This is a genomic window from Cupriavidus sp. 05N40 (assembly GCF_056397305.1).
This window is the reverse complement of the sequence record NZ_JBFTND010000214.1, coordinates 1-12,197: the sequence shown is the minus strand read 5'-3', so window position 1 is coordinate 12,197 and position 12,197 is coordinate 1. Positions and strand designations below refer to the sequence as shown.

Annotated in this window: 11 protein-coding genes and 2 pseudogenes; 7 read left to right on the top strand and 6 right to left on the bottom strand. The window is 63.0% G+C overall.

The features are described from left to right. On the bottom strand, positions 1 to 727 hold a 727-nt coding region (locus tag AC1DO7_RS34040), incomplete at its 3' end, for an SbmA/BacA-like family transporter (RefSeq protein ID WP_477117098.1). Between the two features lie 448 nt (positions 728 to 1,175). On the opposite strand from AC1DO7_RS34040, the gene AC1DO7_RS34035 reads away from it, so the two are divergent. The 3 genes from AC1DO7_RS34035 to AC1DO7_RS34025 all read left to right on the top strand — a co-directional run bounded on the left by AC1DO7_RS34035 (position 1,176) and on the right by AC1DO7_RS34025 (position 5,036). Then, positions 1,176 to 1,556 (top strand): hypothetical protein, encoded by a 381-nt coding sequence (locus tag AC1DO7_RS34035; protein WP_441650338.1) that lies wholly within the window; start codon positions 1,176 to 1,178, stop codon positions 1,554 to 1,556. A gap of 797 nt (positions 1,557 to 2,353) precedes the next feature. Beyond that, the gene (gene acs / locus AC1DO7_RS34030) at positions 2,354 to 4,327 is read left to right on the top strand and encodes an acetate--CoA ligase (protein WP_441650337.1); all 1,974 of its coding nucleotides are present in this window, start codon (positions 2,354 to 2,356) and stop codon (positions 4,325 to 4,327) included. A 91-nt stretch (positions 4,328 to 4,418) separates the two neighbouring features. After that, the gene (locus tag AC1DO7_RS34025) at positions 4,419 to 5,036 is read left to right on the top strand and encodes an acetate uptake transporter (RefSeq protein ID WP_441650336.1); all 618 of its coding nucleotides are present in this window, start codon (positions 4,419 to 4,421) and stop codon (positions 5,034 to 5,036) included. 27 nt (positions 5,037 to 5,063) lie between these two features. On the opposite strand, the pseudogene AC1DO7_RS34020 reads toward AC1DO7_RS34025, so the two are convergent. The 4 genes and pseudogenes from AC1DO7_RS34020 to AC1DO7_RS34005 form a co-directional block, all read right to left on the bottom strand. Continuing rightward, positions 5,064 to 5,521: pseudogene (locus AC1DO7_RS34020) on the bottom strand (PRC-barrel domain-containing protein). 102 nt (positions 5,522 to 5,623) lie between these two features. Further along, complete coding sequence (locus AC1DO7_RS34015; protein WP_441650335.1) at positions 5,624 to 5,995, bottom strand: BON domain-containing protein; 372 nt, start codon at positions 5,993 to 5,995, stop codon at positions 5,624 to 5,626. Positions 5,996 to 6,246: 251 nt separating this feature from the next. Beyond that, the gene (locus AC1DO7_RS34010; RefSeq protein ID WP_441650334.1) at positions 6,247 to 6,474 is read right to left on the bottom strand and encodes a hypothetical protein; all 228 of its coding nucleotides are present in this window, start codon (positions 6,472 to 6,474) and stop codon (positions 6,247 to 6,249) included. Positions 6,475 to 6,600: 126 nt separating this feature from the next. After that, the gene (locus AC1DO7_RS34005) at positions 6,601 to 6,954 is read right to left on the bottom strand and encodes a DUF6444 domain-containing protein (protein ID WP_441650333.1); all 354 of its coding nucleotides are present in this window, start codon (positions 6,952 to 6,954) and stop codon (positions 6,601 to 6,603) included. Between the two features lie 260 nt (positions 6,955 to 7,214). Between AC1DO7_RS34005 and AC1DO7_RS34000 the strand changes: the two genes are divergently transcribed. The 4 genes from AC1DO7_RS34000 to AC1DO7_RS33985 all read left to right on the top strand — a co-directional run bounded on the left by AC1DO7_RS34000 (position 7,215) and on the right by AC1DO7_RS33985 (position 11,721). Then, entirely contained in the window at positions 7,215 to 8,294 is a 1,080-nt protein-coding gene (locus AC1DO7_RS34000; protein ID WP_441650332.1) for a glycosyltransferase family 4 protein, read from the top strand. 16 nt (positions 8,295 to 8,310) lie between these two features. Next, a complete protein-coding gene (locus tag AC1DO7_RS33995; RefSeq protein ID WP_441650331.1) occupies positions 8,311 to 10,521 on the top strand; it encodes an amylo-alpha-1,6-glucosidase in 2,211 nt (736 codons plus the stop codon). Between the two features lie 583 nt (positions 10,522 to 11,104). Next, positions 11,105 to 11,380, top strand: coding sequence for a DUF2188 domain-containing protein (locus tag AC1DO7_RS33990; RefSeq protein WP_441650330.1), 276 nt, complete (start codon positions 11,105 to 11,107; stop codon positions 11,378 to 11,380). A 122-nt stretch (positions 11,381 to 11,502) separates the two neighbouring features. Then, entirely contained in the window at positions 11,503 to 11,721 is a 219-nt protein-coding gene (locus AC1DO7_RS33985; protein ID WP_441650329.1) for a BON domain-containing protein, read from the top strand. Positions 11,722 to 12,036: 315 nt separating this feature from the next. Here the strand turns inward: AC1DO7_RS33985 and AC1DO7_RS33980 are convergent. Further along, positions 12,037 to 12,197, bottom strand: a pseudogene (locus tag AC1DO7_RS33980) (IS5/IS1182 family transposase); the annotation flags it as partial.

Genomic DNA, 12,197 nt, shown 5'->3' with positions numbered 1-12,197 from the left:
GGTCGAAACGGCCTCGCACATGCAGGGATTCGTGGGCCTCGCCGCGATGAAAGGTAATCGACTCCGCATTCTCGCGTACCCGAATCAAGCTGAAGCGAAAATCGGCTTCTCGTTTCAGCTGATAGAAATTCAGCCCGATCAGGATACGACCGAACACGAAGATCGAGATCGACGTGCCAACGATCGCATAGACAACAAGAAATAGCACCAGCTGCCTGGAGATCGACCAGAGAACACCACCGAACGCAATCAGCTGCAAAAGCGCCCCCAGACTGATTAGGAAAAAATACAACGATTGATTTGCAAACGTATTGATGTCTTCCGAGATCCGCTGGTCCGGATTGTCGATCGAGGCGCTGGCGTTCAGCTTGTAGAACGCATGATGACTGAAATACTTATCCAGGTAGTGACGGGTCAGCCAGCGGCGCCAGTGAATACCAAGCGTGTTCCTGACGTAGTAGTAAAAGGCGTAGACCGGCACGGCGGCGATCAACACATAGACGCATATCAGAATGGAGTGCCAGAATCTGCCGGCATCCTTCGCGGCCAGCGCCGATGTGAACTCCCCCGATTGCTCATTGAACAGTACGTTCGTCCCTGTTTGACCGAGCAGTAACAAGATCAATAGAATAAGGAGAATCCTCGCCTTCCATTTCTCCTGAGAGAACCAGTAAGGCTTTGCAATTTCCCAGAATCGCACCCACAAGTTGCCGCCAGATTTTCCCATCGTCCTTCTCTACGCGGCGTCGGGCCGGGTGACGCCTTTTGCCCATGACATGTCCCGCCTCACGCGTCCCTTTGATGTCTGCCGGATTCATTGGAGCCATTGGAGCCATTAGCGCGTCAGCTACTGAAATATAGGCCAACCTACCGACGCTGGCGGCTTTTTGCAGGGAATCGTAAATCTGTGGGCATGGCATCGGTCCGCGCCCAAATAAGTTCGCCAATCCGTACGCTTGCGGACAGCACTTCTGCCGGGAGGTAGCTATATGTATACGTAGGGGCGCACATGCCGCTACATACCAAAGTCGGCGCTGGGATTTTCTGGAACATGTCCGGTGTGGGGCCCCACCAGTTTCAGATTCGGATCGCGGGGCGAGCGTTGTTTGCCGGAATTTACGAACATGAATCACAAAGCACTCCGTCCCGGATCGCGGATAGTTGGGGGTAGTGGAATGTCAAAGGAAGCTCACCGAACCGTCGTCGTCATCTATCGAAGCCATCCGCAGCACTGGTTCTTTGCGGAGGTGGATGGCGGCTGCACCTATCGCTTCGGCCCGTTCGAGAGCGAAAAGATCGTCAACGATATTCTCCTTGTCATCTACCCTGCCGGCATACCACGTGAAACCCTTACCGCCGTGATGGATTGCGACGATGACACCTTGTTGCGCACCGCGCAGGGCGTTGCCTGTCCGCCGCCGGCCGGCGCATGGCCGATCGAGCCGGCGCAAATGCAGTCGGCCCGCGCCGCTGGCGCTTCCTGGCGAGTCTTGTTCAGCCGCCGTATTCAAGGCTGGATCCAAGGCTGGATGGCGGGAGGCCCAGTCTCTCGTTGAAAGGCTGAACGTCGAGGCTGAACGTCGCCTGGTACCGCCATCGCAGCGTGCTGGAACTACCCGCGCGCAGCGATGCGCTTTCTGCGTTCAATCCATGGCCAGCTCAGCGACCCTCAGCGAGGGACGATGACGACAGTGCTGTCGGCTTTGCTGCCTCTTGCCCCGGTACTGCCCGTACTACCCCTGGCGCCCGTGCCGCCAGTTGCACCCGTATCGCCGGTCGCGCCCGTGGAGCCCATTGCCCCAGCGCCCCCGGTCGCCCCGGTGTCTCCGGTTGCGCCCGTTTGGCCGGTCGCGCCCATGTAGCCGGTATTGCCGGTGTTGCCTTGTGCTCCGGTGCCACCCGTTGCGCCTTGCGGCCCGGCCGGGCCCGTGCATGCCGTCACAGCGAGCGCCATCAGTGCCGCGACTATCAGGTTCGAATATTTCATGATGATTCCTTTTTTGCTGACTTGAACGGCCCATGAAGTCGTGGGCTGTGTGACGGGCTGCTTATCCAATGAGAGCGGGAATACGCAGGGACAACGCCCTGACGCCTCACCGGTCTCCACGTTGCGAGGAAGCCGGACACCAGCCCTCGCGCGCAGCCATCGTAGGTGACACTACGCGAACTTCACCCTGGCGTCGGTACGCTAGCGGGCATCGATATCGGCGGGGGGCGCTTCTCGCCTGGATGCGTTTTCATGGATGCTGCCTTACTCCCGGTCCGTCACCRTACAGACGCCGTCGCGTTTCGGGGAATACAGTGATCGGGTCTTGCATAACGCTTCCCTACGATATTGACGGAGGAATCTGGAATGTCAGCCATCGAATCGGTTCTTCATGAACGCCGCCTCTTTCCGCCGCCGGCAGACCTGGCGGCGCACGCGGCGATCCCGAGCATGGACGCGTACAAGTTGCTGGTCGCCGAAGCCCAGCGCGACTACAACGGCTTCTGGGGACGTCTTGCCAGCGAAGCGCTCACCTGGAAGACGCCCTTCACCAAGGTGCTCGATGAGTCCAAGGCGCCTTTCTACACATGGTTCGAGGATGGCACGCTGAATGCCTCGTACAACTGTCTCGATCGCCATGTCGACGCGGGTAACGGCAACCGCGTAGCGATCCATTTCGAGGCTGACGATGGCACAGTCGTCAACGTGACGTACCAGGGCTTGCTGCAGCGTGTGTGCCGGTTCGCGAACGCGCTCAAGACGCAGGGCGTGAAGAAGGGCGACCGGGTCGTGATCTACATGCCGATGTCGGTGGAAGGCGTGGTCGCCATGCAGGCGTGCGCCCGCATCGGCGCCACGCATTCGATCGTGTTCGGTGGCTTCTCGGCAAAATCGCTCAATGAACGSCTGGTKGACGTRGGCGCCGTKGCGCTSATCACSGCMGAYGAACAGATGCGCGGCGGCAAGGCGYTGCCGCTGAAGAATATCGCGGACGAAGCCCTGGCCCAGGGCGGCTGCGAAGCCGTGAAGAGCGTGATCGTCTACCGCCGCACCGGCGGCAAGATCCAGTGGCATGTGGATCGCGACTTCTGGATGCACGAACTTGCGCAGTCGGAAGCCGGCACCTGCGAGCCGGAATGGGTCAGCGCGGAGCATCCGCTTTTCATCCTCTACACCTCCGGCTCGACCGGCCGGCCCAAGGGCGTGCAGCACAGCACCGGGGGCTTCTTGCTGTGGGCCGCGCAGACCATGGCGTGGACCTTCGACCTGAAACCATCCGATGTGTTCTGGTGTACCGCCGACATCGGCTGGATCACCGGGCACAGCTACATTGCCTATGGCCCGCTTGCGATGGGCGGCACCCAGGTGATGTTCGAGGGCGTGCCGACCTATCCCGACGCGGGCCGCTTCTGGGACATGATCGCGAGGCACAAGGTCACGGTCTTCTACACCGCGCCGACCGCCATCCGCTCGCTGATCAAGTCCGCGGCCGTCGACGAGAAGGTACATCCCGCGCGCTACGACCTTTCCTCCCTGCGTATCCTCGGCACGGTCGGCGAGCCGATCAATCCGGAAGCCTGGATGTGGTACTACACGAACATCGGCGGCTCCCGCTGCCCGATTCTGGATACCTGGTGGCAGACCGAAACGGGTGGTCACATGATCTCGCCGCTGCCCGGGGCCACGCCGCTGGTGCCGGGCTCGTGCACGCTGCCGCTGCCCGGCATCATGGCCGCGATCGTCGATGAAACGGGACAGGACGTGCCGGCAGGCCAGGGCGGGATCCTGGTCATCAAGCGCCCATGGCCCGCCATGCTGCGCACCATCTGGGGCGATCCTGAACGCTACAAGACCAGCTATTTCCCCGAGGAGCTCGGCGGCAAGCTCTACCTCGCCGGCGACGGCGCAGTGCGCGATGTGGAGACCGGCTATTTCACCATCATGGGCCGCATCGACGATGTGCTCAACGTGTCCGGCCACCGGCTCGGCACGATGGAGATCGAGTCGGCTCTGGTTGCGAACGTGCTTGTTGCCGAAGCCGCGGTGGTCGGCCGTCCGGACGATGTCACGGGCGAATCGGTGATCGCGTTCGTGGTGTTGAAGGGCCCGCGGCCGGAAGGCGAGGCCGCGGAGAAGATCGCCGGCGAGCTGCGCGCCTGGGTGGGCAAGGAGATCGGACCGATCGCCAAGCCCCGGGACATCCGCTTTGGCGATAACCTGCCGAAGACCCGCTCCGGCAAGATCATGCGCCGTCTGTTGCGTTCTCTGGCCAAGGGCGAAGAGATCACGCAAGACGTGTCAACCCTTGAGAACCCGGCGATTCTCGAGCAGCTTCGTTGAACAGGCAGAGGCCGGAATCCGGGCTGCCGGGGCGTCTCCTCATTGGAGCGCCTCGGGGCCGCCGCCCCCCCCGCCATCCTGGAGATATAAAGTGAGCACAGCATCGACCCAACTCAAGCTATCGAATCCCGCCCCGCTGGGACTGGCGGGCTTCGCGTTGACAACATGGCTGCTCAGCATGATCAACGCGGGCTGGTTCCCGGCAGAATCCATGGGGCTCGTACTGGCCTGCGCGCTGGCCTATGGCGGTACCGCGCAGGCCATCGCAGGCGTGATGGAGCTGCCGCGCGGCAATACGTTCGGCGCCACGGCATTCCTGAGCTATGGGGCGTTCTGGTGGTCGTTCGCGCTGTTCCTCATGTTCCCGCACGACAAGGTGCCGGCCGCATTCGTGGGGTGGTACCTGTTCCTGTGGGGCGTCTTTACGTTCTACATGTGGCTGGCCACGTTCAGGTCGCCACGGGCGCTGCAACTGGTTTTCCTGGCGCTGTGGATCACCTTCTTCCTGCTGGCCGCGGGCGACTGGACGGGTTCCGGCGCGTTGCATATCGCTGGCGGATACACCGGGCTCCTGACGGCGGCACTGGCGTTCTACCTATCGGCGGCCGACGTCATCAATGAGGTGTATCAGCGAGCCGTGCTTCCGGTCGGAGCAGCGCGAGGCCTCCCGCCGCAACGCGTCCCGGAAGCGGTGCCGCACGCAGTGTAGCGCCGCAGCCGAGGGAGGCAGGCGGCCTCAGAGCCGCGTCTCCCGCTGATACCGGTCCTGCTCCCAGTACGGGGGCTGGCCATAGTACTCATGGATGCTGGTGGCCCATTGCTCGTCCGCCATGCTTGGCCAGTGGTCCTTGTCAAAGCCGGGCGCGGCCTCCAGCACTTCCTTCTCGATGCCTAGCACAAAGCTCTTGCACTGGATGTCGAGCGTGAGCGCGGACCAGGGCACGGCGAAGAGCTTTCCGCCCATGCCGAGGAATCCRCCAAAGGACAGCACCGCATAGGCGATGCGCCCGCCCCGTCCAGCATGATGTGGTCGACTTTGCCCAGCTTGTCGCCGCCGGGGCCAATCACCGGGTTGCCTTCCAGCGTATCGGCAGCCATCAGGAACGGCCCGGGCCCGGGACTGTTCTCTTCGATCTTGCCGACGATGGTGGCGCGCGGGCCACCGCTGTTGTGGTCGAGTTCATAGGGATTCATGGGTTGACTCCAGGCAGGGGAATGCCTTCGGCGAATGCAACAAGCGGCAGCCCCCGCCGCAGCGCCGCGGCCGGTGGCTCGTGGCGCTGCGCGGGCTGTTCGTTACAACTGGTGGACGGACAGATGATTCTCGACCGACTTCACGCCGTTGACGGCGTGGGTCACATCGGCTGCAGTCTGTCTTTGGGTCGCGGTCGGGACGCTGCCGGTCAGGCGCACCACGCCTTCGCGGGTGCGGACATGCACGTGCGTTGAGCTCAGCTTCTTCTGTTCAAGCAAACTGGCCTTGACCTTGGTCGTGATCGCGGTGTCGCTCATGGCGTCGCCAACCGGCTCATGGGTCGGATTGATCGACGACATGGGCGACGGCCCGGCGTCGTTCGTGGCGCCAAGGCTCAGCGGAGCGTACAGGCTGGCCGCGAGGGTGATGCACGCGGTGCCGATGGCGTATGTCAGGGGATGGATGGTTTTCACGTCAGTTACCTCGATTCAGATCCAATCGGTTGTCATAAGCCGGAGCGGCTCGTCGGGCGAGCCAGCCCCAGGCGAATGCAACCGCGCGGCATGGTCTCGCGAGGGATCGTATCTCCCTGCAAGCGGCATCCGATGGATCGAGACTGACATGGATCGGCCATGGCGTCGGTACGATGGCGGACACGGAGATGTCTTTCATGGCACTTCGCCTTGCGCAAGCGCTTGCCGGACAGGCGCCGCTCAAGCGCTGCTCAGGCGCGCATGGTCACCAGCATCGCGCAGACAGCCAAGGCCATCATCAGCGTGGCGAGCCAGCTCAGCACCTTCAGCCTTGTGCTGATGACGAACTCGCCCATGATGTCGGTGCGCGCCGCCATCAGCATCGTCACCGCCTTGATCGGGTCGATCGCGGTGAAGCCCAGCGCAATGCCGATCAGGGTGGAGACGGCGATGATGCCGTAGAAGGCCTTTGCCGTCATCGGCGTGCGCTCCAGGCTGTYCTTCCATTTGAAGGCGCCCTCATCGGCACCGGCTTGCTGGCGATTCCCGTGCTGGGCGGATCCTCCGCCTATGCCATGGCGCGATGACGCCATGCAGGTTGAGCGTCACTGCTGTCGTCGGGATGATGAAGAACGCCACCAGGTTCGAGAAGCCCATGCCGACATAGTATCGATGCCGGCACTGAACAGCATGAAGGCGAAATCGCCGGCAATGGGGCGAGCGCGGTGGCTGCCTGCGCCGAGGTCTGGATTTCGTTGCTGACTACCCGGCGGGTTCATGCCCGGCTCGCGCAGCGACTTCGGCTTGCGCTTCATGCCGTCGGTCGAAGGCGGCTTGCTGGAGTTGTGGCTATCCTTCTCCAGCTTCGTCTCAAGCGCATCGAGCCGCGTCACCAACTCAATGATGAGAGCGTCCTTCTGCTCTGGCGTCAGGTCGTTGAGGCTCGGGATCTTCGTCATGCGTAGCACTATGAAGCACTTCGCAGAGGTGGGCCCATGCGGCTGGCGGATCACCCAGCCACAGATCTTGTTTAATGAAGGCGAACTTCCTTCCGCCTTGAACTAATGTGGAAACAGGACTCCGATCGCCGCGAGCAACCTTGCCGCGTATCCGCACGCTGGGCACGACACCGTGAAAGTGCCGGCTAATTTGCCTTTCATCAGTCCACGCCCTGTCGCGGTCATCCAACCCTTGGTATTCGTACACGACTGGGGTGCCTATGAGGATTGCGCAGATTGCACCATTAGCCGAGCGCTGCCCGCCAAGCCTGTATGGCGGCACGGAGCGAATCGTCTCCTACCTGGCCGAAGAACTGGTGCGGCAGGGCCACGAAGTCACGCTGTTCGCAAGCGGTGACTCGGCCACGCGAGCCGAGCTGGTACCGTGCTGCGACATGGCGCTGCGCCTGGATACGCGCGTGCGCGATCCGTTACCCTATTATGTTGTGATGCTGGACCGAGTCATGGCGAGGGCCAGCAGCTTTGACGTGCTGCATTTCCATATCGACATGGTGCATTTCCCGTTGCTGCGACGCATGCCCGTGCGGGCCGTGACGACCTTACATGGCCGTTTGGACCTGCCCGACCTGCAGCCGTTCTACGCGCACTTCCCGCATTTTCCGCTGGTGTCGGTCTCCACCGCGCAGCGCGCGCCGATGCCGCCGGTGAACTGGGCCGGCACCGTGCACCACGGGCTGCCGGTGAACTTGCTGCCCTGCTGTGCCAATCCACGCGGCGACTACCTGGCATTCCTCGGCCGGATTTCGCCGGAGAAACGTCCCGACCATGCCATCGAGATTGCGGCACGCGCTGGAATGCCGCTGAAGATCGCCGCCAAGATCGACAAGGTTGACCGCGACTACTGGGAGAGCACCATCCGCCCCCTAGTCGCGGGGCACCCGGGAGTCGACTATATCGGCGAGATCGATGAATATCACAAAGCCGCCTTCCTTGGCAATGCGCGCGCGCTGCTGTTTCCCATCGACTGGCCGGAACCGTTCGGGCTGGTGATGATCGAGGCGATGGCGTGCGGCACACCCGTAATCGCGTTTGCATGCGGCTCGGTGCCGGAAGTGATTGAGGCCGGCGTTAGCGGCTATATCGTGCGCAGTATTGATGAAGCGGTGGCGGCGGTGCATCGCGCGGCCACGCTGCCGCGCGCCGCCGTGCGCGCAGCCTTCGAAGGGCGCTTCACCGTTGAGCGGATGGCGCTCGAGTACGTGCGCATCTACCGGAGCCTGGCGGAACCCGACGAAGCAGACGCGTCGGAAGGCGAGTCCGGCGAACCGGCGCTCGCATGAACGGAGGAATCTCACCATGCTTACGGACCCCAATGAACTACCAGTCAGCCCGGGGCTAGTCGCCGGTGCCAACCAGGTCGCCCAATTCTACATCCCAGCGGCGGCGTCTCTGCAAGAACGGCGCCCGCGCACGCTAAAGCACGGCGACACCTTCGCGCTGTTCGACCACAACGGTGATGCGATCGGAGCGCTTGGCAGCCCCGAAGGACTGTTTCACTTCGATACCCGGCACCTCTCCTATCTGCGGCTAACCATCGACGGCGAGCGGCCGATGCTGCTGTCGTCAACACTGCGCGACGACAACGCCGCGCTGACCTGCGACCTGACCAACCCCGACCTGTTTGATGACGATGGCAAGCTGAGGCTCGAGCACGACCTGATCCACCTGCGCAGATCGCGCTTCCTGTGGAATGGCGCCTGCTATGAGCGGCTGAGCCTGCGCAACTATGACGAGGTGTCACGGCGCGTGCGCGTGGATATTGCCTTCGATGCCGACTTCGCCGACCTGTTCGAAGTGCGCGGCGCGCAGCGGCCGCGGCGCGGCACCGTGCATGCACCGGTTGTCGCGGGCGCCGCGGTCACGCTGAGCTATACCGGCCTGGACCAGGGGCGGCGCGAAACGCGGCTCGCCTTTGACCCGGCGCCGGCCGAGCTACGTGGAAACGGCGCGAGCTTCACCCTGACGCTCGAGCCGTCGTGCTCCCAGGTGCTTCGCATGGAAATACGCTGCACGTCGGTGCAGCGCGAGGCCGAGGAGACGCAATCCTTCCTTAGCGCACTGCTCCAGTCGCGGCGTGAGCTGCGACGCGCGACACGCCGCGCGGCATCCATCACCACCTCCAACGAACTCTTCAACGAGGTGGCGCGGCGCAGCGTATCTGACCTCTACATGCTGCTGACCAACACCGTGCACGGGCCCTACCCGTATGCCGGCATTCCGTGGTTCAGCACGGTATTCGGGCGCGATGCGCTGATCACGGCGTTGCAAACGCTTTGGCTGGACCCAGAGATCGCACGCGGCGTGCTGCAATACCTTGCCGTGATGCAGGCGGAAACGGTCGATCCCCAGGCCGATGCCGAACCGGGCAAGATCCTGCACGAAATGCGCCATGGCGAGATGGCACGACTCGGGGAGGTGCCGTTCGGGCTCTATTACGGCAGCGTAGATGCCACGCCGCTGTTTGTGCTGCTGGCCGGCGCCTACCTCCGGCGCACCGGCGATGTCGAGACCATTCGCACGCTGTGGCCGAACATCCGGGCGGCGCTGGGCTGGATTAACGACTATGGCGATCGCGATGGCGACCTGTTTGTCGAATATGGCAGGCAGTCGCCGGAAGGCCTCATCAACCAGGGCTGGAAAGACAGCCGCGATTCGGTCTTCCATGAGGACGGGCGGCTCGCCCCCGGCCCGATTGCGCTGGCCGAGGTGCAGGCCTACACCTATGGCGCCTGGCAGGCTGCAGCGTCGATCCGCGCGGCGCTGGACGACAGCGAAGGCGCAGCGGCCTACGCGGCCAAGGCTGAATTGCTGCGCGACGCGTTCGACGCACGCTTCTATGACGCGGCGCTGGGCACCTATGTGCTGGCGCTGGACGGCGACAAGCGCCCCTGTCGCATACGTGCTTCCAATGCGGGCCATACTCTGTTCACCGGAATCGCGCTCCCCGAGCGCGCGCCCTCGGTGGTGGCGACCCTGATGGAAAGCACCTCATTCTGCGGCTGGGGCATCCGCACCGTGTCCGCCGATGCGGCACGCTTTAACCCCATGAGCTACCACAACGGCTCGGTATGGCCGCACGACAACGCACTGATCGCCGCCGGCATGGCGCGCTACGGCTTCCATCCGGAAACCAGCCGCATCTTCGAGGGCCTGTTCGCGGCCTCCAACTATATCGACCTGCGACGCCTGCCCGAGCTGTTCTGCGGCTTCCCGCGCCAGCGCAGCCAGGGCCCGACGTTCTATCCGGTGGCCTGCTCGCCGCAGGCCTGGGCTGCCGCCGCTCCGCTGCTGCTATTGCAGGCCTGCCTGGGGCTGAACTTCGACACGCGCGAGCCGGCGATCACCTTCGAGGATCCTTCGCTACCGCCCTTCCTCGACGAAGTGATATTCCGCAACTTGGCTGTCGGTGGTGGCAGCGCCGACGTGGCGGTGCGCCGCTCTGGCGAGCGTGTGGTGGTTGACGTGTTGTCCCGGCAGGGGCCGATTCGGATTATCACGCGGAATTAGCCGGCGCCAGCTTCCGTGGCCTTACGCCAGTTCGAACCCATGCCGCGCCAGCGGCATGGGCATGGTGCGCTCGCCCCTTGCCACGAGTCAGGTCAGGAGACGGGGCCCAGACCCGGCGCCTGAGGATTGCGGATCCCAGCAGGCCGGGGTCCTCTCATGATGCAGTGCCCTCCGTCCAGTTCTCCGCGATGTTATCAAGCAGCGTAGCCGGGTTTTTCTCGTCACAATGCGCTCGGCGTGAGCAACTGGCTGTCCTTGCGGGCGTTCTACGCGCGTGGGCGAACGCTATCCGACCATCAACTGCTGACCTGCCAGACGCTCGGGGATAACGGGAAATCAACGTCGAGCGCTTGTGCGGGCGCTCCGCGACGAAGTGCTGCATTGTGCCGTTCGGGACCGACTGGTGTCGTATGTGCACCAGTTATAGGCGGAAGTCTCAAGTGGGTATCTTGTGTGTGCACTCAACGGCGCCTTGGTGGTGTGTAACTTCTGTCGCCTCGCGCCCAGACTTCCAGTCTGCCGTGTTAGACGCCTTCGATTGCTGGGTGGTCGCTCGGGTAAATTCAGCCCACGGACCAGACAAATGGAGACTGCCACGGTCAAACAAAAATATGCATATCGTGCCACACCACGATGGTCGGCATGTGGTCCGCGAAGGGGCGCATCAGGCTCCTTCGCAGCACGACAGCCAGGAGGAGCGATCGAATCCGGCACCGCCGAGGCCAAAAGGGATAACGTGGAATTGTTGGTCCATGGTAGGGACGGCCAGATTCGTATGCTCTACAGCTATGGCCACGATCCGCGGAACGTGAAGGGCTATCTAGTCTTGCGGGATTGCTTGCGACCGCTGGCGAGGTAACCGCGGGGACAGATGCGCCCAGATTGCCTGCGGCAATGGAGGGTGTCCCCGCCATCAATAGACCCGTCGGAGCCCCGGAAGGTGAGTTTGGCGGCGGCATTGTGAAGTCCGCGCGGACACCCGTGACAAACGTTACCGACAGTGCAATCACCATGAAGGTGAGAGAGCAGCTTCCTGCCTCCGGGCTTCGATCAGGCCGGATGCGGGTGAGTACCGATAACGGCATCGTGCAGCTCAACGGCAAGGCGCAAAGCGATACCGAAAAACTGACGGCCTTGAATGCGGTCCGAACAGTGGAGGGCGTGCAATCTGTCGTGGACGGCCTTGAGGTCGAGAAATAGGTATTGCATACCTTTCGCAGAAAAAGCCCCCGGCGATGCTTAGCGTGTTGACGGGGCGGTTGAACGTCCGGCCTGGGCATTTGATCAGGCTGGCCCCGCGCCCGACGTCTTCACGCAGTGAATGGCGGCGGAGCAGGGGAAGCGGCTGGCGGATCTAGCAGGCTGTTGAAAAGCACTCCGCCACGAAGGGCGCAGCGCAGCTAGACACGACTCGACATGCAAATGGCCGCTGAATTCCTACCATGCCATGCGATTGGGCGCCCCAATTCCGAGGCGCGCCAGAACGGCGCTGTGCGGCAACCGCGCTTTGGCGGCTCATTGCACCGCTCCTCGCGGCACCGCACCCAGTATTCGTGCGATTCGGGTCAGATTGCTGGCGATCATCGTCAGCTTGAAGTGTTGGTCCACGCGTTCGAGGCCACGATATACGGTTTGGCGAAGCCGTCCGACCGTCTTGCCCCAGCCAAAGTGCTCTT

Coding starts and splice junctions, on each gene's coding strand:
- AC1DO7_RS33990 (WP_441650330.1), top strand. CDS start 11,105: ATGGAGACTGCCACGGTCAAACAAAAATATGCATATCGTGCCACACCA.
- AC1DO7_RS33995 (WP_441650331.1), top strand. CDS start 8,311: ATGCTTACGGACCCCAATGAACTACCAGTCAGCCCGGGGCTAGTCGCC.
- AC1DO7_RS34005 (WP_441650333.1), bottom strand. CDS start 6,954: ATGACGAAGATCCCGAGCCTCAACGACCTGACGCCAGAGCAGAAGGAC.
- AC1DO7_RS34035 (WP_441650338.1), top strand. CDS start 1,176: ATGTCAAAGGAAGCTCACCGAACCGTCGTCGTCATCTATCGAAGCCAT.
- AC1DO7_RS34010 (WP_441650334.1), bottom strand. CDS start 6,474: ATGACGGCAAAGGCCTTCTACGGCATCATCGCCGTCTCCACCCTGATC.
- AC1DO7_RS34000 (WP_441650332.1), top strand. CDS start 7,215: ATGAGGATTGCGCAGATTGCACCATTAGCCGAGCGCTGCCCGCCAAGC.